At 31.3% G+C, this 23,734-nt stretch carries 18 protein-coding genes; 17 read left to right on the top strand and 1 reads right to left on the bottom strand.

Going from position 1 to position 23,734, the window contains the following annotated elements; genetic code table 11:
* The first annotated feature begins 56 nt into the window (after window positions 1-56).
* The 15 genes from KPL50_RS03580 (at window position 57) to KPL50_RS03510 (ending at window position 18,049) form a co-directional block, all read left to right on the top strand.
* Window positions 57-1,148 carry a glycosyltransferase family 4 protein gene (locus tag KPL50_RS03580; protein ID WP_216297071.1) on the top strand — a complete coding sequence of 364 codons (1,092 nt, stop codon included), beginning with the start codon at window positions 57-59 and terminating at the stop codon, window positions 1,146-1,148.
* 91 nt (window positions 1,149-1,239) lie between these two features.
* Window positions 1,240-2,499 (top strand): hypothetical protein, encoded by a 1,260-nt coding sequence (locus KPL50_RS03575; RefSeq protein WP_216297070.1) that lies wholly within the window; start codon window positions 1,240-1,242, stop codon window positions 2,497-2,499.
* Window positions 2,500-2,568: 69 nt separating this feature from the next.
* Window positions 2,569-3,663, top strand: coding sequence for a glycosyltransferase (locus KPL50_RS03570; protein ID WP_216297069.1), 1,095 nt, complete (start codon window positions 2,569-2,571; stop codon window positions 3,661-3,663).
* Window positions 3,664-3,667: 4 nt separating this feature from the next.
* Window positions 3,668-4,699 (top strand): glycosyltransferase family 2 protein, encoded by a 1,032-nt coding sequence (locus KPL50_RS03565; protein WP_216297068.1) that lies wholly within the window; start codon window positions 3,668-3,670, stop codon window positions 4,697-4,699.
* Window positions 4,700-4,782: 83 nt separating this feature from the next.
* Window positions 4,783-5,970, top strand: coding sequence for a polysaccharide pyruvyl transferase family protein (locus tag KPL50_RS03560; RefSeq protein WP_216297067.1), 1,188 nt, complete (start codon window positions 4,783-4,785; stop codon window positions 5,968-5,970).
* Window positions 5,971-5,990: 20 nt separating this feature from the next.
* Window positions 5,991-7,517: an oligosaccharide flippase family protein gene (locus tag KPL50_RS03555; RefSeq protein ID WP_216297066.1), complete on the top strand. Its 1,527-nt coding sequence runs from the start codon at window positions 5,991-5,993 to the stop codon at window positions 7,515-7,517.
* Window positions 7,514-8,698 carry a Coenzyme F420 hydrogenase/dehydrogenase, beta subunit C-terminal domain gene (locus KPL50_RS03550; RefSeq protein ID WP_216297065.1) on the top strand — a complete coding sequence of 395 codons (1,185 nt, stop codon included), beginning with the start codon at window positions 7,514-7,516 and terminating at the stop codon, window positions 8,696-8,698. Before KPL50_RS03555 ends, KPL50_RS03550 begins: the two co-directional genes overlap by 4 nt.
* A 49-nt stretch (window positions 8,699-8,747) precedes the next feature.
* A complete protein-coding gene (locus KPL50_RS03545; protein WP_216297064.1) occupies window positions 8,748-9,800 on the top strand; it encodes an acyltransferase in 1,053 nt (350 codons plus the stop codon).
* A 51-nt stretch (window positions 9,801-9,851) separates the two neighbouring features.
* Window positions 9,852-10,838, top strand: a complete 987-nt coding sequence (galE, locus tag KPL50_RS03540; protein ID WP_216297063.1) for a UDP-glucose 4-epimerase GalE — start codon at window positions 9,852-9,854, stop codon at window positions 10,836-10,838.
* A gap of 91 nt (window positions 10,839-10,929) precedes the next feature.
* A complete protein-coding gene (gene galU, locus KPL50_RS03535; protein WP_216297062.1) occupies window positions 10,930-11,841 on the top strand; it encodes a UTP--glucose-1-phosphate uridylyltransferase GalU in 912 nt (303 codons plus the stop codon).
* A gap of 2 nt (window positions 11,842-11,843) precedes the next feature.
* The gene (locus tag KPL50_RS03530) at window positions 11,844-12,947 is read left to right on the top strand and encodes an acyltransferase family protein (RefSeq protein WP_216297061.1); all 1,104 of its coding nucleotides are present in this window, start codon (window positions 11,844-11,846) and stop codon (window positions 12,945-12,947) included.
* A gap of 28 nt (window positions 12,948-12,975) precedes the next feature.
* On the top strand, window positions 12,976-13,857 hold the full coding sequence (locus tag KPL50_RS03525; RefSeq protein ID WP_216297060.1) for a beta-1,6-N-acetylglucosaminyltransferase: 882 nt from the start codon (window positions 12,976-12,978) through the stop codon (window positions 13,855-13,857).
* A 46-nt stretch (window positions 13,858-13,903) separates the two neighbouring features.
* Window positions 13,904-15,004 carry a right-handed parallel beta-helix repeat-containing protein gene (locus KPL50_RS03520; RefSeq protein WP_216297059.1) on the top strand — a complete coding sequence of 367 codons (1,101 nt, stop codon included), beginning with the start codon at window positions 13,904-13,906 and terminating at the stop codon, window positions 15,002-15,004.
* Window positions 15,005-15,674: 670 nt separating this feature from the next.
* Window positions 15,675-17,546, top strand: a complete 1,872-nt coding sequence (locus KPL50_RS03515; protein WP_216297058.1) for a nucleoside-diphosphate sugar epimerase/dehydratase — start codon at window positions 15,675-15,677, stop codon at window positions 17,544-17,546.
* A gap of 320 nt (window positions 17,547-17,866) precedes the next feature.
* Entirely contained in the window at window positions 17,867-18,049 is a 183-nt protein-coding gene (locus KPL50_RS03510) for a hypothetical protein (protein ID WP_216297057.1), read from the top strand.
* Window positions 18,050-18,289: 240 nt separating this feature from the next.
* Here KPL50_RS03510 and KPL50_RS03505 read toward each other — a convergent pair whose 3' ends face one another.
* Window positions 18,290-19,180, bottom strand: coding sequence for a TraX family protein (locus KPL50_RS03505; protein WP_216297056.1), 891 nt, complete (start codon window positions 19,178-19,180; stop codon window positions 18,290-18,292).
* Between the two features lie 316 nt (window positions 19,181-19,496).
* Between KPL50_RS03505 and KPL50_RS03500 the strand changes: the two genes are divergently transcribed.
* A complete protein-coding gene (locus KPL50_RS03500) occupies window positions 19,497-20,849 on the top strand; it encodes a nucleotide sugar dehydrogenase (RefSeq protein WP_216297055.1) in 1,353 nt (450 codons plus the stop codon).
* 294 nt (window positions 20,850-21,143) lie between these two features.
* Complete coding sequence (locus KPL50_RS03495; RefSeq protein ID WP_216297054.1) at window positions 21,144-23,729, top strand: transglutaminase domain-containing protein; 2,586 nt, start codon at window positions 21,144-21,146, stop codon at window positions 23,727-23,729.
* Window positions 23,730-23,734 lie beyond the last annotated feature (5 nt).

Raw genomic sequence — 23,734 nt, 5'->3', positions numbered from 1 at the left:
ATAGGTGCTAAATAGTAGATATTAGGTTTTAAATAATATAGATAGTAGGTGATCTTATGAAAAAGAAAATATGTTTTATAGCTCAGTTTCCACCTCCAATACATGGATTATCTAAGGCGGTGGATACATTATACAATTCAGAGCTTAAGGAAAAATATGAGTTTAGTAACGTGGATATTACAAATAATAAGAGAATAATCTCTAATATATATAAAATTATTAAGAATGATGCTGATTTGTATTATTTAACAATAGCACAAACTACAGGTGGAAATTTAAGAGACTTAATAATAATTAAGCTTTTACTTATGAAGAAGAAAAAAATCTTAGTACATTTACATGGTGGATACTTCCGAACTATGCTAGAGAGCGATTGCAAAAACCACATAAAGAAGATCAATTTGAAACTTTTCGGAAAGCTCAGTGGAGCTATAGTACTGGGGAATTCGCTTAAACATATATTTAAAGGCATTGTGGAACCAAGTAAAATACATGTTGTAGAAAATTGTGTAGATGAACAATATTTAATTAATGAAGAAAAATTTAATTTAAAAATGAGTGATTTAGATACTAAGGCCAAATTTAATATAGTGTATTTAAGTAATTTTATTGAAAGTAAAGGGTATAAAGACGTACTCAAAGTGGCAAAGCTATGTAGTGATAATTCAGTGAAAAAGTTTAATTTTATCTTTGCAGGTAAATTTTATAATAGTGAAGATGAAAGTGAGTTTAATGAATTTATAGATGAAAATAAACTCAGAGATATTATTGATTATAGAGGTATAGTTCAAGGAAATGAAAAATTAGAAATGCTACAAGAGGGCGATGTATTTATGCTCTTAACAAGATATCCTAAAGAAGGTCAGCCTATATCAATTATAGAGGGTATGGCAAATGGAATGTCTATTGTAACAACAAATTATGCTGGTATACCAGATTTAATAGAGCATAGTAAAAATGGATATTTTGTGAGGTATGATGATCACGAGAAAATATATAAATTATTGTTGTCTATTGAGGGAGATCGAGATATGCAGAAAACAGTGATTTTAAATAATAGAGAAAAAGTGTTAAATATGTTTACCCAAGCAAAATATATAAACAGGATGGACAAGGTATTTAATGAAGTGCTAGATTGTGAAAGTTAATTTGAGTATCTATTATAACTCTTTTAGAATATGACGGAAAAGTGATTTTTAGTTTATTATAACAGCAGTGTTATAAGAAGGAGAGATATTAATGGAGTTTTTATTTAAATTAGCGGTATTTTTTATTCCCTTTGACAATTTATTTTTTGCACCCTCTAAGGGCTGGGCAACAATTTCACCAATAATATTTGCCTTTTATGCCCTTACCAACATCAAGCAATTAGGACAGAGTATTAGATTAAATTCAAAATATGTTTTTTTAATGGTGATAATTGCGATTTATACCTTTTCATTATACTTATTTTACAAACCTGACATAGCAAATACTATTGACGGGGTAATTACATTATCCTTTGGGATGTTGTTTTATTTATCCCTATATATTAGATATATAATTTATAAAATTGATATGAAAAAAGACGTGAAGATCTTAACCTTTGCATATTCAATTGCTTTTGTTTATGGAGTAGTTAAGTTTATAGCATTAAAGTTTGGAATAGGCTTTGTACTCTCCATATTTAATCTAATAGAAAAAAGATATTACGATAGACTAGCATTTTCTTTTACAGAACCATCTTTTATTTCACTACATATAGCAGGTGTTCTTTACTTAACTTATTTAGCAACTAAGGATAAATTGCTAAAAAAGAAATTAGTTATATTAATGAGTTTGTTTTGTGCCCTAACCTTAATATCCGGAGATAGTGCTAGATTTTTAGTGGATTTCGTAGTTGTTATGGCACTTATAGTTGCAAAGCTCTTTGCTCAGAAAAAAATAGTGGTTTCTAAGAAAATTGTGGTTTTTGTACTGATTATTTTAATGTCTAGTGTATTATCGCTTCAGATACAAGGAAATACAAGGGTTACTAAGATGTTAAATGGAGACACCTACACTGATATGATATATAGTGATCCCTCGCTAGCAGCAAGGTTTTTTAGGATAAATAGTTCTATACGGGGCTATCAAAAGGAACCCATGAGAGCACTATTTGGTGCAGGACTTGGGAATTCGTATTATTTTCTTCAATATGGATTTTACGATGCCTTAGCGGAATATTCAAATCCTTATACGAGTGAAGTTGCGGTGCTTGCTAATTCAAAGGAAAATCAATTATTTTGTATGCCTATAAGACTAATAAGTGAGCTAGGGTTCTTATGGTTTATAGCTATAATGCTTCTTATATTATCAAAAGTAATTAGAAATAGAGAAAATATATTTGATTTGATAATTATTTTATATTTATATGTACAATTTGATAGCTTTGCATTTTATACCTTCCCACTTTATTTGTTTATTATTGATTATAAGGCTCACAAAAGGCGAGAAGTGGAAAATAAGGTAATAGAATGAGAATTATCTCATCACTATAAAAATAGAAGATTCTAAAGACATTGTGCTTTAGGAGTAATGGAGGTTCAAATGGAAAAAATGCCAGAGATTGTAGTTAGTTTAATTATGCCTGTTTATAATGTAGAAGCTTATATTGAAAAATGTTTATGTAGCGCGCTTAGTCAGACGCTGACCGATATTGAAATTATAGTTGTTAATGATGGATCAACGGATAATAGCATGAAAATAGTAAATAGTTTTGCAAGTAAGTACAATAACCTTCGCATTATAAACAAGGAAAATGGAGGACTTAGCTCAGCAAGAAACAGCGGACTTGAAATTGCCAGAGGGAAATACATCGCTTTTATAGATAGCGATGATTATATAGATAAAGCGATGATTGAAGAAATGTATGCTAGTGCTAGAGATAGACAACTAGACATTGTATGCTGTAATTTAACAAAGGTAGATTCTGAAGGCACCATCCTTGGCCAGGAGAAGAATATTGTGGATTATGATCGCATCTATAATAAAGATGAAGTTATTCGCGCATACTTAACAAATAATATTCCAGCATATGCATGGAACAAGCTATATAGTAAAAGCTTATTTGTGCAAGGTAATATTACTTACCCAGAAGGCATGCTTTACGAGGATATTGGGACAACCTTTGAATTATTCTTTAAAGCGGACCGTGTGGGGTTTATAGATGAACCACTTTATTCATATGTTCAACGAGAGGGAGCAATTACGAAGGTACCATCCTTTAAGGCTGGTAGAGATATAATATCTACGGTTAACAACATAAAATCCAGTTTAAATGAAAGCGAACTGTATTATAAATATGAAGAAGTTTTTCAAAGCTTTAGCCTAAAATATCTATTTTTAGCTAATGTATTATTTTATAAAAGATACGGACAGGCAAAGAAGTTAGAAAAAGTAAATAATTATAAAGAACATGATAATTATAAGGACTACAACAGTTACAAAGAACTTGAAGGTTTTAGAGAATTAGTTTCTATTAAAATAGCTGAAATAAATTCTAAGTCAATAATGCATAGTAAATATTTGAGTACCGCAGATAAGCTAAAGTATTTACTGCTTAAAACAGGATTATTATATTTTGCTGTATCAATCAGGGAAACACTCCTGAAAGTGAAAAACAAACTATGCCTGGAGGGATAAGAAAATGAAATTAAGTATTATTATCCCCACCTACAATGTAGAAAAGTTTATAAAAACAACAATTAACTCCCTTTTGGTACAGTCCCAAAAGGACTTTGAAATAGTTATAGTGGATGATGGCTCCACGGATAATACCCTGAAAATTATTGAGGAAGTAATAAAAGATAGCAAATTAAATAATTGTATCCTAATAAAACAAACAAATGGTGGAGTAAGTTCAGCTAGAAATAGTGGAATTCACGGGGCAAGTGGCAAATATATAATGTTTTTAGATGGAGACGATTATGTAGATATAGATTTAATAAAAAATATATATGAAAATATAGATAAAAGTGAAAGTGATATTATCTGCTTTGGATGTAATATTGTTGACGAGCAGGGAGTCGCTATAACAAATTACTTTGATACCTATAAATTAGAGCAGACCCAGATGACTGGAACTAGCGCATTAAATAATATGATTAATCATAAAAATATGTGGATTTATACAGGGAGTGCAGTTTACAAAAGTGAAATGTTAATCCGATACAAATTAGAATATACGCAAGGCTGTGCTAATGGGGAAGATCAAGAATTCACAATTAAAGCCCTATCCAGAGCAAAAACCGTAAGCTTTATAGATAAAAGTCTAGCGTGTTATGTACAAAGAGCAGCTTCAATATCTAATAGCTATAATATAAAACGGTTTGATGCAATAGCTGCTCTGGAGAGAACTTACAAATACATTGAAGATCTAGGAAATAGTGAACTTAACATAATTTATGCATTGTTAAAAAATCGGCATATTGTGGACAATTATATATATAATTTTGACTGTTGTTTGGATTATATTTATAAAAACTCTAAGTTAAATAGTGATAGTTTTAAAATTTTATATGATGACATTGAAAAAGCTTATCCAAGCTCTCATAGCAATGTAATTTCTAGTATGAAAAATTATAGTGGAAACAAGAAAGTATTCTTTAAGGTTAAATTGTTTTTGATGGCACCTTCACTATATATTTGGATATTTAAGTTGAAGAATAAAATAGTGTAAAAAATGATAAAGAAGATAAGCTAAAAACAGGAAAGTAAGGTCACAATAAAATAACCAAATAAACATAATGAGAAGAGGTAAATATGAATATATATGTGTACAACTGTCCCAACACCTTTAATTACGGTTCAATGATGATGGGAGAAAACTTTATAAGCGCCTTTAATGATATAACGGGTAAAGAAAATAAATATTACGTGGAAACTGATGATGAAATAAATATAACAAGATTAAAAGAGGCTACAGGCATTAATGAAATTTATGCAGTAAAGCAAAATTCACTTTTTAAAGCAGATACAGAAAAAAATGATTACATTCTCGGCTATTTAAAAATGAAAAATATAATTTCGGATTTTATTATGAATATAGATTTAGTAGTTATTTTAGGTGGAGATGATTTCACAGAGGATTACGGCTGGAAAAGACCTATAGTTAATGGGATAAAATTTAATATATTAAAAAGAGAAGGCTTAAAGGTTGTAATGCTGGGACAAACTATGGGACCGTACGTTTCCTTTAGAAAGCCAGTAATGAAATTTCTCTTAAGTAAAATAGATAAAATATATCCAAGGGATCCAATTACGTATAATTACCTTAAGGAAATGGGACTACGCAACATAGATATTACGGATGATTTAGCTCTGCTTACCCTTTCAAAACAAGAAGTAAAGGTAAGGTCCAAAGAATATATAACCTATTGCCCAAGTGAGCTAATTTATAGATTTTCAAAGGAAGGCAACAGGCAGGACTGGATTGATTTCAATTTATTTATGATAGATGAAATAATGAAAAAATATCCAACAAAAAAAATAGTAATACTACCTCATGTTACAAGGCCAGAAGCTGTAGATGATAGTATTATTGCAAATGAACTTTATGCATTGGTTGAAAATAAATATGAAGATAGGATTATTGTTGAAAGTAATAGTATGTTCCCCTACGAGGTAAGAAACTATATACAACAATCCTTCATTACTATATCTAGCAGAATGCATCCCGTGGTTTCCTCCATTCAATGTGAGATACCAGCTATAGCACTATCTTATAGTTCTAAGTACTGGGGAATTATTGGAGAAAGATATGGTCTAGGGGATTATATAATAGACGTGAGACATTTAAATTATGATGAAATGAGAACAAAGTTCTCTGAGCTGCTTAATAATATTGAAGCAGAATATGAGGTCATACAAGAGAAAATGAACCATAAGAATAAACTAGCAAAGGTCACAATTTTGAAAACACTTACAGAGATATCCAGTGCAAATTTTTAGAAAAATTGAGGTAGATAGAGTTGGCAATTAATCAGAGAAAAGCAGGAATAGTTTTATCCTATGTATCAATGTTTTTTAGTATAGCCATAGGTCTTATATACGTACCAATGCTGCTACATTTTCTAGGGAAAGCGCAGTATGGTCTATACCAATTAATGGGCTCACTAATTGCTTATATGGCAGTTATGGACTTTGGTCTTTCGAATACCATAACAAGATATTATTCCAGGTATCTGGCGCTAAAAGACGAAGAAAATCAATCTAATGTACTAGCTATATCATCTATTATATATGGTGTAATAACAGTGGTTGTACTAATCGCCGGTGTTATTTTATATTTTAAGTTAGGGGATATATTTAAAAGCTCCTTAACAGCAGATGAGCTTACGTCCGCCAAACAAATATATATTATACAACTAGTAAATATAGTAATAACAATACCTTCAAATATATTTAGCGCGGTTATTAATTCCCACGAGAGATTTATATTTATTAGAGGCTTATCAATTCTTCAAACCGTGCTTCAGCCTTTTGTGGTAATTGCGGTTATGATGTATAAAGCAGATGTTATTGGCCTTGTTATAGTAATATCAGTATTTAATATTGGCACAATACTTATTAAAATTTATTATGCAATGTTCAAGATAAGGGCGAAAATAAAACTATACTGCTGGAATAAGGTTCTTGTACGGGAAATGACCATATTTTCATTTTTTATCTTTTTAAATATGGTTATAGATCAAATTTATTTCAAAACAGACCAGATAATTTTAGGGATCGTCGCTGGAACCTCAGTTGTAGCGGTATATTCTATAGCCTCTCAATTGAATCAGTACTACATAAACTTTTCATCCTCTGTTAATAGCGTTTTCTTGCCGAGAATAGCGGCAATTTCGGCTAAAACAGAGGATATGACTGAGATAAATGGTATGTTCAATAAGGTAGGGCGAATACAATATGCCATTATGGCTATGATGCTTTCAGGATTTATATTATACGGCAAAAGTTTTATAGTGTTTTGGGCGGGGGCGGATTTTGTGGATGCTTATTATATGTCCTTAATAGTAATGGTTCCACTCCTGGTACCCTTAATTCAAAGCATGGGAATTGTAATACTTCAAGCAAAAAACAAACATGCCTTTAGATCAAAAATGTATTTTGCTATTGCCTTATTAAATATTGCATTGTCCATACCTCTTGCAAAAATTTATGGAGGGATTGGGTGTGCCATTGGTACAGCTCTAGGGCTTATTATTGGAAATTGGTTTGTCATAAATATTTATTATCATAAGGTAATAGGAATTGATATCATAGCCTTTGCAAAAGAAATATTATCAATGACTTTGCCTATAGTAATAGTTATGATCCTTGGTGTAATTACAAACTATTTTATACCTACAACAAACTTTATAATACTAGGCATAAAAATGATTGCATATATAGGTATTTACTCGCAACTAATGTGGGCTATGGGTCTTAATGCTTATGAGAAAGATATATTTGCCTCCATATATAAAAAGGTAAAGAGGAGGAAACAAGCTCTATGATTAAAATTACTGATAAAAAAAATTGCTCCGGCTGCAAGGCCTGTTATAATATATGTCCCAGAAACTGTATTTATATGATTAGTGATGGAGAAGGTTTTTGGTATCCAGAGGCTAATGAGGAAAGGTGTGTTAGCTGTGGATTATGTGAAAATGTATGCCCTGAAATCAATATTTATAAAAATGGGAGAGCAGGGGATGTGCCAACTTGCATAGCCGCCTGGAATTTAGATAAGGGTGCAAGGGAAAACTCCTCCTCAGGTGGAGTATTTACAAGTATAGCAGCGTGGATATTAAAGAATGATGGAGTAGTATTTGGTGCAGCATACGATGTGGAGCACAATGTAATACATAATGAAGCTCATACAATAGAAGCTTTAAGTGAGCTGCGTGGTTCTAAATATGTTCAAAGTGACATTAACAATACATATAACAGGGCAAAAAAACACCTGAAGACGGGAAAACGCGTTTTATTTACAGGAACACCCTGCCAAATAGCAGGTCTATATAATTTTCTTCGAAAAGATTATGCAGAGTTATATACTTGTGATATAGTTTGTCATGGGGTGCCATCACCTATTGTATTCCAAAAATATAAGAAAAATCTAGAACAATCATATAATTCAAATATAAGTGAAATAACTTTCCGAAATAAGAAGCATGGTTGGAAGAGTTACTGCGTAGCAATGCAATTTGAGAATGGTAGTGAGTATAGCAAAACCTTTATAAATGACGTGTATATGAAGGGATTTCTAAGAAATTATTATTTAAGACCAAGTTGCTATAAATGCTCTTATGCAAAGCTCCCAAGAATAAGCGATATAACTCTAGGAGACTTTTGGGGAATAGCAAGCAAATACCCAGAACTTGATGATGATGGTGGAACCTCACTATTATTAATCAATACTAATAAGGGAAAAGCTATGCTTGAGGGTTGCAAAAATGGAATTGAGAAACATAAATGTGATTTAGAGCATGCGTTGCGAGGCAATCCTTCTATAATAAGTTCTGTAAAACAGCCCCAAAAAAGAAAGAGTTTTTTTGAGGATTTACATAATCGGGATTTTAATTATGTAATTAAAAAGTACATGAGTCCCCCAACTTATATGGAAAGAGTGATTATTTTTGGAGTGAGAGTACTTAGATTATTGAAAAAACGCGTCAGGATGCTTATCAAAAGATAAACACAACAAACAACAACTAAAATGAGGTGTGAATATTAACCAGCAAGCAGTGAAAACTAAAGACAAAGACAATTATTTTGAAATTATAAGAGGTATTTGTATAATTTGTGTTGTGCTTATTCACAGTCAAAATGGAATTGAATATAAAGATTCAGGGATATACTCATTTAATTATGATTATTGGTTAATAGGTCGGCAATTCATCAATTTTCCTGTTGCAGTGTTTGTGTTCCTAACAGCATATTTTACTAATATTACAAAAGTAACAGAAAGTCCCTTGCGGTATTATAAAAGTAGGGGAAGCCGCCTCTTAATTCCGTTTCTGGTTTGGTCCATACTTTATTCTGCTCTTAGTGTAGTAATCGGTGGATTTAATATAGATATAGTGTCAATCCTATTAAAAATAGTAGAGGGACAAGCGTCAACTCCCATGTACTATATTGTTGTATTGATGCAACTGGTATTAATTACGCCAATACTAATAAGATGTATAGGAAACAGATATTTAAATTTAATGGTTTTTCTAATCACACCAATTTACTTAATTTTAATTTACGCTTATTCATACGTCACGAAACATCAAATGCCTCTTTACGGGACCCTTTTTCCTGCATGGCTGATATTTTACTACTTAGGATTATATATAAAAATTAAGGGTTATCCAATTACAATAAAAGTGAAACCTGTAGGTAAGGCATTAATCATAGTTTTAGGTGTCTCATTATTTAGCATAATTGAATGTTATCTTATGATATATTTGGGATTTGAAGATGGATTTGCAAGTAGTCAAATTAAAATTTCATCTTTTTTATATTCAATATCAATAATAAATCTGATTCTCGTGCTAAAGGATAATCATCACAAAACAATGCAAAATGCTATTGTTAAAATTGGTAATTACTCCTACGGAATATTTTATGTGCACTGTTTCTGGCTACTGATTATTAATGTGGTAATAGTTAAGATACCATTCATTCATAACCTATTACCAGTATATCAGTTAACGCAAGTTACGGCCGCACTAGCACTTAGCATCGCTTGCATAATAGTAACAAATAAAATTATTGGGAAAAAACTCTCCAGTAAATATTTAGGCTTTTAAAAGGTCCTAATAGTGTATTATAATTAACTTAAATGAAAGGGGTTGGAAATATTGGCTATTTTAGTTTGTGGTGGAGCTGGTTATATCGGAAGTCATATGGTAGCAGAGCTAATAGAGCGTGGTGAAGAAGTTGTAATTTTAGATAATCTCCAAAAGGGACATAGACAGGCTGTGCTTGGTGGCAAGTTTTATGAGGGAGATTTAAGAGATGATAAAATACTCAATCTTGTTTTCAATGAAAATAAAATAGAGGCAGTTATAGATTTTGCAGCAGACTCACTAGTGGGAGAAAGTGTTGTGGAACCACTAAAGTATTTTGAAAACAATATAGGAAGTACTATTAATTTATTAAAAGCTATGAGGGATCATGAAGTAAAACACATAGTATTTTCCTCAACGGCTGCAACTTATGGAGAGCCAGAGCGTGTACCAATTCTTGAAGGGGATAAAACCCTGCCAACTAATCCCTATGGAGAGTCAAAGCTTGCGGTAGAAAAGATATTAAAGTGGTGTGATAAGGCCTATGGAATTACCTATACAGCTCTTAGATATTTTAATGCAGCAGGAGCCCATATAAGTGGGAAAATAGGAGAAGATCATAGCCCAGAGTCTCATTTAATACCATTAATTCTTGAGGTGGCTCTAGGAAAAAGAGAGAAAATCATGATTTTCGGTGATGACTATCCAACAGGCGATGGCACCTGCATACGTGATTATGTACATGTAACAGATTTAGCAAGTGCTCATTTGTTGGCCCTTAAAAGACTTATGAATGGAGCGGAAAGCACAATTTGTAACTTAGGTAATGGTGAAGGTTTTTCTGTTAAAGAAGTTATAGAGGTTGCAAGGAAAGTTACAGGTCATGAAATAAAGGCAGAAATTGCTCCAAGGCGCGGGGGAGACCCAGCAGTACTTATAGCTTCAAGTGATAAGGCTAAAGTGGAACTAGGTTGGAAGCCTAAATATAATTCATTGCAAACTATAATAGAAACCGCCTGGGAATGGCATAAAAATAATCCTAATGGGTATGAAAAATAATTTATAAGTATAAGTTTACTTATAAATAAACTTATACTTATAAATAAACTTATACTTATGAAATAAATTAGAATTAAGAGGAGATGTTTATATGAGAGTTAAAAAAGCTATTATACCAGCAGCAGGACTTGGAACCAGGTTTTTACCTGCTACAAAGGCACTACCTAAAGAAATGTTGCCTATAGTTGATAAGCCTACTATGCAATATATTATAGAGGAAGCTGTAGCTTCAGGAATAGAAGAAATATTAATTATTACAGGAAGAAATAAAAAGTCTATAGAAGATCACTTTGATAAATCTGTAGAACTAGAGCTAGAACTAGAAAGCAAACATAAAGACGGTTTACTTTCGCTGGTTAAGGATATATCAAACATGGTGAATATACATTTTATAAGACAAAAAGAGCCTAAAGGACTTGGACATGCTATAAATTGTGCAAGAGCCTTTGTTGGTAATGAACCTTTTGCTGTAATGCTAGGTGATGATATTGTAGATGCTAAGACTCCATGTTTAAAGCAGCTTATGGATTGTTTTGATGAAAAACAAACCTCTATATTAGGGGTTCAAGAAGTAGCTAAGGAAAATGTAGATAAATATGGCATAGTTGATGGAGCTCAAATTAGTGATAGACTATACAAAGTTAATAGCCTTGTTGAAAAACCACCAATAGGTTCAGCACCCTCAAATGTTGCTATACTTGGTAGATACATAATAACTCCAGAAATATTTGATATATTGGATGTTGCAGTGCCTGGCAAGGGTGGAGAAATTCAGTTAACGGATGCTCTAAAAACTCTAATTTCACAGCAAGACATGTATGCATATGTATTCGAAGGAAGAAGATATGACGTAGGTGATAAATTAGGATTTCTTGAGGCTACAGTAGAGTTTGCATTAAAAAGAGAAGAGTTAAAGGTTCCCTTTATGGAATACCTTCAAACGCTAAAGGATAATGAAGAATTTAGTGAGCTATATAATAGTGTAGAAAAAAGCAGATTGTAATAATGAGTGATGTGAACTATGAATTTACTAAAGCACATACTCAAATAGCAAAAGGCCTTGCCATTACCCTAATGATGATTCATCACTTATTTCGTTTCCCGGATAGGATACAAAATGTTTCTTATATTTCTATATTACATTTTGGAAATACAAGTATTGAATATCTATTAGGGGATTTTGGGAACATATGCATAGCTATGTATCTATTTTTAAGTGGGTATGGGCTATGCAAGGCCTCCCTAAAAAAAGAAAGGGTTACCTTGAAGGATTCATTGGGAAAGATTTTAAAATTTCTCATAAACTATTGGGTAGTTTTTATAATATTTGTACCTGTAGGACTAATATGGTTTAGCAATAGTGCAAGGTATCAGTTTAATATAAGGTTCTTTATGGCAAACTTTTTTACTCTAAGTTCTTCTTATAATAGTGAGTGGTGGTTCGTCCGCCTATACATAGAATTATTACTGCTATTCCCACTTATAGTGCGAATATTAAAAGGGAGCATTATAGCCTCCTTTGCCACAAGTTTAGGTTTTTATATTGTAGCAATTATTATGGAACTAATACCAGTAATTATACCAAAGCTTGCTTTCCTTAAAAAAAGTTTCATATATGGTGATATAAGAAATATACTATTCTGGCAAATGGTATTCTCTGCGGGATACATAATTTCTAAGTTTAAGCTATTTTTACATATAAATAAATGGATTTCACGCAAAAAGCTAGATAAAAAGACATTTTATATTGCCATAATATTAGGAGTAGTAGCAATTAGAATTGGAAGCACCTATGTGTTTGAGCAGGTTGGGAAAGGTAACCCTACCTATGTTGATTTTATATTAGCTCCCATATTTATATTAATGGCAACAAATTTTATTTATAAGAGTATGAGTAAAAAGATATTCGGGATCCTGGGAGTTCATTCCACAAATATGTGGTTAACTCATACTTTTTTCTGCTATTACTATTTTCAAAGCATAGTATTTATGCCTAGGTTATCCCTGCTAATTGTAATATGGCTAGCTGCTTTAAGTCTTGGGTCCTCTATAGCTATTAATTTTGTGATCAAATTCTCAGCGAGGCTTATGAAAAAATCAGTTTATTAGAATCTTGAAAAGGTGGTGTTAAAATAAAATGGATATTGCTTATTGTATAATTTGTCATAAAAACACAAACATTTTAAGAACTACTATTGAAATTTTATGGCAGGGAAATAACAATATATATTTACATGTAGATAAAAAAGCAAATATTGAGGATTTTTATGAGTATACTGATAAAGTTCATTTTATGAAACATCGAATAGATATTACCTGGGCGAGTTTCTCTCAAATAGAGGCTACTCTGCTGGTTTTAAAAGAAGTATCAAGAAAAAAATATGATTATGTATGCTTATTATCTGGAGATTGTTTGCCACTAAAAAATTCAGAGGAGATTAGTGAATTTTTAAGTAAAAATAGTGGAAAAGAATTTATAGGAATACAGAAAAAGCCTGATGATAACGAGCTGGAAAATAATATTAAATATGAACACAGTAATTTATATTTAAAAAGACGTAAAAGTGTTTTAGATTCTATAATGTTTAAAATACAAAGACACATAGAATCCCCTAAAATAAATCCTGGCTATAAATCCTTGCCAAAGCTGTATAAAGGGGCTAATTGGTTTTGTCTAACGGGAGAGCTATGCAATTACATTCTGAAGTATTTACAAGAAAATGCTTGGTATAGTGAGGCTTTTGAAAAATCCTTCTGCGGAGATGAAGTGTTTTTTCAAACTATAATAATGAATTCCAAGTATAGTGAAAAAATATATAATTATAATAAAGAGTATGATGATAATCATATGGCCCTTCGGTATATCGACTGGAACAGTGGCCCGGAATATCCTAAAATATTAACAGAAGAGGATTTTACAAACATTAAAGCAACTGAAAATGGAGATTGTATTTTTGCTAGAAAATTTAGTGAAAATTTAGATATAGATAAATATAAAAGTGCCTTTAATATAAATTAATTTTTTTATTATAAGAGGCTTTGGGAAAGTTATTGATAGGTGAAAAATGAAGAAAATTAAATTTAATAAAACAATTCCACTTAGTACAATTTTTTTATTATTGTTTATATTTGTATTGGTTAATGCAAGCTCCTATGTAAATAATGGATTTAGCTTTGTAGACTTATATACCAGGGGCGAAGTAGTTAATATAAAAAGTTACGGGGCGGTGCTTGATGGAAAGCATTTTGATGACAAAGCCTTAATAAAGGCAATTAGCTCCATAAAAAAGGGTACAGTTTATATTCCCCGTGGCACACTTTTAATAGGGAATAAAACAACTATTACTGTTCCAAAGGGTATAAATATTAGTGGCGAGGGTTTTAATAAAACTACAATAAAACAAATTAACGGATATCCCTCAAATAAAATATTCAATGCCATGGGACAACAAAAGATCCAAGGTCTAACCATAGATTCAAAGCTTGGTATAAAACCTAGTGGAGACGATATAGAAATATCAAAATGTAAATTTACTAATGCTGTGCAAGCAATCCAAGTAGCGGATACAGTACATCGATTAATCATAGATAAGTGTGTATTTGAGAATAATCCTGGGTATGGCATTTTGTTTAATAAAAACCCTTCTTATGATTGTATAATTTCAAATTCTGTGTTCAAGGAAACAAAAGGTGATTTTATAGAAATAAATGCTCCCTGCGTTGGAATAAAAATTGAAAATTGCAGCTTTAAAGATAATTATGGTACTGGGCAATGGGCTGGATTTGGTATTGGGGTTGCAGTAAAAGCGAAAGAGGTTTCTATAAATAACTGCAGCTTCAATAATATTTATGGTCAAGGTATACATGTAGAGGATAGTGCAGAGGTCACAATTTCTAATTGCAAATTTAAAAATTGTGGGAATGCAGCATACAAGGGGTCCCCAAAATCAGATATAGCTGTATTATCCCGGGCAAAAGTTAAAATTTCAAAATCTATTCACAACGCGCCAGAGGGTAAATATAGCAAAATACCTGTGTTTTGTACTGGTGCAAAAGCTAAGGCAGAGGAATGTACTTATTATGGAAGATCTGCTAGTAATGGAGTAAAGGTATCAAAAGGTGTGTTTTATGGTCAAGTCACTAAAAAGAAAAATACAAATAATTAATATGAAAAAAGAGATAAGTTTGTATGCCCGCAAACTTTATCTCTTTTTTTCTTTAAAAAAACCAATCATTACGTATATGATATATATGGGAAAAATATATGTTTTGATAAAGAAGCACAATGGTTGGATTGACATTTTATAACATAAAATACTATTGCGGTCTATGGGTATTTAGTGAATATTATGGTATAATTAAAGAAAAAATTCAAACTAGTGTAAATGTATGTAAATGTATGTTTAATTTTATTTTTAATAATATTCTAAAAAATGATTATAATGTTTTAATTTTATTACATATGGAGTAAATAAAAGATAAATATAAGATAAATAAAATCATATTAAGTCGATATATAAAGAACTGCAAAGTCTGTATATACAGCGCTTTCAGAGCGATTTATATATCGAAAAATAAGCTTAAAACCGTGAAATAAGTATGAATTTGAAGTATGTAGAAGTATGTGGCTATTAACGTATTAAATTAGCAAAATATAAAATTGCTATAAAAATCACAATAATATATACTTAAGTTCGATAGAATTGCATAAATTTGTAAAAAAATAATTTGAGAATTTTCAATCAATTTCAAAGTATAGTTATTATTTGGAAAGAAAAAATATAACATGAAAATGGATGAATTGCTTTTCAAAAAACAACAGAAGAGGTGGATAATATGAAGGCGCTCGGAAAATGGAAAAAACCAATATTAATCCTAAGTGATGCAGTTTTAATAAACTTAGCTTATATATTAGCTTTTTATTTTAGATATAATTTTACAACTTTCAAGTTTTATTCAAAAAACTACAAAGAAATAGCCATAATTGTAACAGTTATTTACATAGCTTGTTTTTATCTCTTTAAGCTTTATGAAAGCCTTTGGAGTTATGCAAGTATAGATGAATTTATGCTAGCTATTGGCGCATGCCTTACTGCCAATCTTGCAACCATCGCCTTTGTTAGAACCTTCGGCCATGGATTTGCTTATGGAGTAAGTATAATAGCTTGTGCTTTTTCGATTATTTTTATACTAGGGCTACGAATGTCCTTTAGAATTTATGGTAGATTTGAAAGTATTCTAAATTGTAATGCTAGTAAAATTGTAAAGTCAAGAGTAATGATAATTGGAGCTGGGGAAGCTGCAGCTATGGTTATAAAAGAAATGAAAAGAAGTAGCCATAGTAAATATATGCCGGTAGCTGTAATTGATGATGAAATTTACAAAAAAGGAAACAATATTATGGGAGTAAAGATTCTTGGAAGTAGGAAGGATATACCTACCATAGCTACCCAGCAAGCTATAGAAACTATACTTATAGCTATTCCCACCATAAAAGATGAGGATAAAAAACAGATTTTAGAATTATGTAAAAAAACAAATTGCAAAATAGAAATCATTCCCGGCATGTATGAAATAATAAACGGGAAAGTATCCTTAAGTCAAATTAGAAAAGTGGATATTGAAGATTTACTAGGACGTGAAACAGTGCAGCTAGATATGCAAGGCATCGCAAGTTATATTCACAATAAGATAGTCCTTGTAACTGGGGGTGGAGGGTCCATTGGATCAGAACTCTGTCGCCAAATTATAAAATTCGAACCCAAACAATTAATTATTTTCGATATATATGAAAATAATGCTTATGATCTTCAAATGGAGCTACAGTATAAATATCCGAAACTAGATTTAAAGGTATTGATAGGATCTGTTAGAGATATTAAACGACTAGAGAGTGTCTTTAAAAAGTATTCGCCAAATATAGTTTTCCATGCAGCAGCACATAAGCATGTTCCGCTCATGGAAGAGAGTCCTATGGAAGCTATAAAAAACAATGTGTTTGGAACCTTTAATATGGCAGAATGTGCACATAAGTTTAATGTAGAAAGGTTTGTTATGATATCTACGGATAAAGCAGTAAACCCCACAAATGTAATGGGTGCTACTAAGAGAATGTGTGAAATGATTATACAATCCATGGATAAAATAAGTGAAACACACTTTGTAGCAGTGAGATTTGGAAATGTACTGGGAAGCAATGGGTCAGTTATACCACTGTTTAAAAAACAAATAGAGCATGGTGGACCGGTTACACTTACTAATAAATATATAACTAGATTCTTTATGACTATACCAGAAGCGGCGCAATTGGTACTTCAATCTGGAGCATATGCTGAGGGTGGAGAAATCTTTGTGCTAGATATGGGCAAGCCTGTTAAGATTTATGATTTGGCTTGGGATTTGATTAAGCTGTCTGGGTTTGAGCCTAACAAGGATATTAAGATTGAAATTACGGGGCTGAGACCGGGAGAAAAGCTTTATGAGGAATTGATGATGAGTGAGGAAGGGCTGAAGAATACTAGGCATGAGAAGATATTTGTGGGGAGACCTACGTTTAGTGATTTGGTGGTGCTTAGGGAGAGAATGGAAGAGCTTAGGGAGATTATTGATAGGGATGATGTTGAGTTGTTGATTGAGAAGATAGAGGAGATAGTTCCAACCTACAATAGAAATATGGAAGAAAGCGCAGTTACTACTATGCTGGATTAATAGCTAACCTTCCAGCCATATCCTAGCGTCACAGGGGTGAAGTGAATATTTACTAAAGACTATACGTGGAAGCTACTGAAATTTATAGGAATATATTTCGGTAGTCTTTTCGTCGTTTAAAATGTTATACATTATTATGACTTCATATCAATAAAAAATATACAATATTTTGATTATAAAGAAAACATTGTATGGCTATATCTAAATAGTATATAATATGGGAAAGCAATAGCATTAAGATAAGCAACTAGTCTTACAATGGATTCTACTAATGTATTTTCAACTCCACTCGACTTATTGGAAAGGAGAATTTTAATTAAATGGAAAATGGTATAGAGGATATTGATTTAAGTATAAATGAAAATATTATAAACCCTAGATTATATGGATTTGTGGGTGATGGAGTTTTTAATGACTCTATAGCCTTAGATAATATGTTTTTATATATTTCAGAGGGTTCAACTGTTAGATTTCCAATGAACAGTATTGTAAGAAGTAATTAATTAGAAGCATGGAATAAATTCACATGGAGAGTAATTATTGTATTAAACTAACAATGAAAGCAGGGATTTTAACACTAACTCTTGCTTTTGATTTTTAAATTGTTTTTGAATTATTTTTATCAACTGCTTCAGGATGGTTAATGGTTTCATTATAATGATGTACTTTCGAAGAGTTATCACAGGTTAACTCTTTATTATCATTTGTTTTATTTAAAGTGAATAACGGCTCTGTTGTTGGAATTAGTGAGCCTTCAAGATAAGCGCAATAGCAACTAGAAGCATCATGTGTGCTGGATAAAAAATATAACCTACATATTTATTGAGCCTAATTCTGCTAGTATTTATACTTTCCAATATCAAAATCGGAATTAATGCAAAAACTCCCAATGCATTAAAATAGTATACTTGCAATTGTGATAATCCATTCTGTAAGTCAAGCTGGTTCCATACATATTTAAAATTGAGAAGGTTGCTCCAAAATAGTACTGATGAATATGCGGAGTTCCATAGGGCAACTCTGTAATAACCATGAAGTAGATATAATAGTATAATACTTATTACGGCAAGGTGCATCTTTTCTTGAAATACATGAAATAATAAAACTAAAGCGAGTCCCAGCAAGCCGTATTCCAAATAAAAGTCCTTTATAAGGAAACTTAATATTTCGGGAAGAATGATTATTACAATAGCTAGAGCTAGCAAAAATATACCATACAAAAGGTGTATATAATTCTTGTCTTTAATAAAATTCTTAATATTTATGATTCCCATATCATAAACACAAAGTAGACCAATGGCTGCTAGAAACGTAAACAATACATTAAAATGAATAGGGTTAAATTTAATATCGGGGCTAAAAAAACAATAGGGTATTTGAGTTATTAGAGCAAATAAGGAAAGTCTTAAAACATATTTTTTGATATTAGATGTCCGGGAATAGCCTATGGCAATTTGATAGGCAAAGATGGGAAAGGCCAATCTTCCTATAATTCTTAAAAGTATCTCATTTGGAAAATACATATACCCAATATGATCTACAAGCATTGTTACTAAGGCTAGTAGCTTTAGCATATCATTACGATATGCGACTGTTTGTAGTACCATTTTTTCAATAACGGATGTTTCCACCATAGATTTCCCTCCCACAAGTTGTAATGTTTCAAATGATTATATCATTTAAATTCAATATGACAAAATTTTCAATTATATCTTCTATCAATATTTAAAAAAAATGCATTTTTAAAATAAAAATAAAATAAATAATTTTATTTTTATATTTTAAATGGTATACTTTATGGTGATAGTAACGATGAATTACAGTATTACTATAAACAAAAGCATGGAAATAATAGATAGTAGCAAAATTAGAGAGGTTGTAGATGTTATATTTGAGACCATTTGACATTGTCAAGAAGAAAAATACCCATTAGGAAAAGGAGAATTAATTATGAATTTATATAAAGAGTTATTAAATAAAAATACAAAGCTATCATTAGTTGGGTTAGGTTATGTAGGGCTACCTTTAGCCATAGCTTTCGATAAAAAAATTGATGTTATAGGCTTTGATATAAACAAAGAGAAGTTAGAAACATATAAGTCTGGAATTGATCCAACAAATGAAATAGGTGATGAAGGAGTTAAAAATTCATCAGTGTATTTTACTAATGATGAAAGTAAATTAAGAGAATGCAAATTTCATGTAGTTGCAGTACCAACGCCTACTAATGATGATAAATCTCCAGACTTAAGACCAGTTATAGGTTCAAGTGAAATAATAGGAAGAAACTTAACTAAAGGTTCTATAGTAGTATATGAGTCAACAGTGTACCCAGGTGTAACTGAAGAAATATGTGTACCTATATTAGAAAGAGAATCAGGTTTAAAATGTGGAATAGATTTCAAAGTAGCATATTCACCAGAGAGAATTAATCCAGGAGATAAGGTTAATAGACTAGAGAACATAGTGAAAATAGTCTCAGGAATGGACGAGGAAACATTAGATACTGTAGCAAAAGTTTATGAGCTAGTAATAGAAGCTGGAGTGTATAGAGCAGAGAGTATAAAGGTTGCAGAGGCAGCTAAGCTTATAGAAAATTGTCAAAGAGATGTTAATATAGCTTTTGTAAATGAACTAGCTATGATATTCGATAAAATGAACATAGATACTAAGGCTGTAATAGATGCAGCAGGTAGTAAGTGGAACTTTATTAAAATGAATCCAGGCTTAGTTGGAGGACATTGTATAGGGGTTGATCCATACTATCTAATACACAGAGCAAAGGAAGTAGGTTTAGAGTCTCAGGTAATAGCAGCTGCTAGAAAAATAAACGATGGTATGGCTAAGTATGTTGCTGAGAATACAGTTAAGAGTTTAATAAAAGCTAATAAGAGAGTAAAAGGTGCCAAGGTAGCGGTACTGGGAATTACATTTAAAGAGGATTGTGGTGATACTAGAAATACTAAAGTTGTAGATATTATTAAAGAGTTAAAAGAGTATGAAGTAGAAGTAGTAGTTACAGATCCAGTTGCTGATAAGGATGAGTTAAGAAGAGAATATGGAATAGAGTTAAAAGATATTCAAGATATAAATAGTATGGATGCAGTTATATTAGCAGTATCGCATAGTGATTATAGAAAAATGGATATTAATGATTTTAGCAAATTATATTGTGTAAATGATGCATTGCAAGAAGTTGCAGTAGATAAAGAAGTGAATGATAAAAATGTATTTATAGATGTTAAAGGAATAGTGAGTAAAGCTAGTGTTGATAAAGAGAAATTTGTGTACTGGAGATTATAGGAAATCCCCCGAGTCGTGTGAACTACTGAAATTTATTTTCGGTAGTTTTTTTTCGTCGTTAAATACTAGATTTCGTCACATTATCTTAATAGGATAAAAGTGTAAGAAATGAACTATTTAGACTTTTAAGGAAAAACTAGAACAGACTAATTTGTTTTATGATAAAATGATAATAAATTATGAATGGCGAGGTGTAGCTAATTTTATTGAGATTAGTAGAAAAGGCAGAAATTAAATTTACAAGCAAATAATTGTTGTTGGGATAATAATAGAATATGTTAAGGTAGGTGAAATATGGTATATACAGATGAAGTAAAACAATATGTAAATTCTAGCTTTATAGAGGTATTAGACTTATTTGGATATAAAAAAGAGGATATAATTAATAAGCTTTCCCTATGTATGGAAGAAGAAAAATTATTAATGAAATACTTATATTCTACAATGCCTTTAAGTGATATCACAAATTATGATTTTGAGCTTTTTTATGAATATGTTAAACATGCTATCTTTTTAAGGGGAAATACCCCGTGGGGGGCTACAATTCCTGAAGATATTTTCTTGAATTATGTGCTTCACTATCGTATTAATAATGAGGCTATAGAAAATTGCAGAAAAACATTTTATGATTTGATATACCATAGATTAGAAAATAGGAGCATATATCAGGCAGTTTTAGAAGTTAACTATTGGTGTGCTGAGAATGCAACATATAAATCAACAGATGAAAGGACAGCCTCACCTCTGGCAGTATTAAAGTGTGCATATGGAAGATGTGGAGAAGAATCCACTTTTACAGTTACTGCGCTTCGAAGTGTGGGAATACCAGCGAGACAGATCTACACCCCCAGATGGGCTCATTGTGATGATAATCATGCGTGGGTAGAGGTATGGTGTGATGGGAAGTGGCATTATCTCGGGGCCTGCGAGCCAAAACCAGTGCTAAACAAAGGATGGTTTACATCAGCAGCCTCTAGAGCCATGGTTATCCACAGTAGAGTATTTTCCAGCTATTTTAAAAATGAGGATGTAATCTCAAAGAATAAGGCAGTAATTACTATTAACAATATCAGTAAATATGCCGATTCAAAAGCTTTCTATGTAAAGGTTATAAATTCAAAAAATAAACCTATAGAAGGTGTAGAAGTAAGATTTGAAATACTTAATTATTCTGAATTAACACCGATAGCAATATTATTTACAGATAAGAAAGGACAAGCCCACATAAATATTGGACTTGGTATCATAGCTATTCATGTGGTAAAAGATGATAGGTTTATATGCAGAATAGTTGATACAAAAGTTTCGGAGGAAATTATATTCAATATTGATGATGCAGTAGATTATGAAGAAGAGATTCAAGGAATTGATATTGATATAGTACCTCCAGTTGATAAAATGGTTTTGGCGCGCGCCACATCTGAAGAAGAAAAAATTACACAAAAGAAAAGATTTGACTATTGTAATAAAGCTCGAGAAGAAAGGAACAAAAAAATTGTAAACATAATAGATAAAATTGAGTATTTAGGTAAATATGATTCTGAAATTAGAAATATCCTATTAGGTGCTATGGGAAACTATAAGTCTATATTAGAATTTTTAAATTACAAGCATAATGGTGAGGACTTAAAAAAGAGAATAAATTTATTAATGTGTTTATCAAAGAAGGATTATGTAGACAGCGTATGTAGCATATTAAACTCCCACATTAATAATACTACCGGTTTTGAGGTGGATTATCCTGAAGGAATATATTTTAAATATGTTCTTTGTCCAAGAATCTACCTAGAAAAAATCACGGATTTCAGGAAGTTTATTATTAACTATTTTGCCGCTGATTTAAAAGATGATTTTATAAAAAGTCCTAGCAAGGTATGGAATTATATTAAAGAAAATATTACAGAACTCCCAGAGCGTGAATATGAGTCATTATATGCTACCCCTGCAGAGGTGATTAAACTAGGAAGGGGAAGCCTTATATCCAAAAAGATTTTGTTTGTTGCTGTATGCAGAAGTTTAGGTATACCTGCTAGAATAAATAGTAGTGATTTATCTATAGAATATTATAAGCATTGTAATGAAAGTAACGGGAGATTTATAAAGGTAGAGGATAAATATAGCTCAGTAAATTCACATGTTTTAATTGTTAATACTGGTAAAGCAAAGCTTACGTACTATAAGAATTGGACTATTGCATTGCTTGAAAATGGAGTATATAGAACCCTTGTTTTAGATATGGATATATTAGAGGGTAATAAGGCAAGTATTAGTGTTGCTTCTGGGCATTATAGAATTTTAACCTCCAACAGATTACCTAATGGGAGTATATTTGCAGTGAAGTATACTTTTGAGGTAAAACATAATGAGACAAAAGCTATAAATATAAGCCTTCGAGATGCAAAAATTTCAGATATGCTAGAGAATTATGAGCTTCAAGATTTTAATCTTAAGGATGCTAATAGAAATGTAATGCATGCCTCTGATTTAATAAAAGATGAAAAAAATATCATTATATGGATAGAGGAAGGTAAAGAACCTACAGAACATATCTTAAATGAAATGATAGAAATGCAACGAGATTTCATAAGTATAAAGGGACAAATTATATTTATTTTAAGAGATAGTTTTGCAAAGCAGAACAAAACATTACAAAGAGTGTATGAGTTAATTCCAGGCATAGAAACTTACTATGACGATTTTTTCCAGAGTGTAAATACCATAGCTAGAAGAATGTATTTGGATCCGGATAAACTTCCACTAGTGCTCGTTTCCAACGGCTGCATTAACCATGGTGATATTACTAATAAACGCATTAACGTAATTTATGCTTGTAGTGGATATAGTGTGGGTATAGGAGATATGCTAATTAAAATTATATAACAAAG

It is taken from the genome of Clostridium sp. CF012 (assembly GCF_018861755.1).
Classification (GTDB): domain Bacteria; phylum Bacillota; class Clostridia; order Clostridiales; family Clostridiaceae; genus Clostridium_AD.
This window is presented reverse-complemented; position numbering and strand designations above follow the sequence as displayed.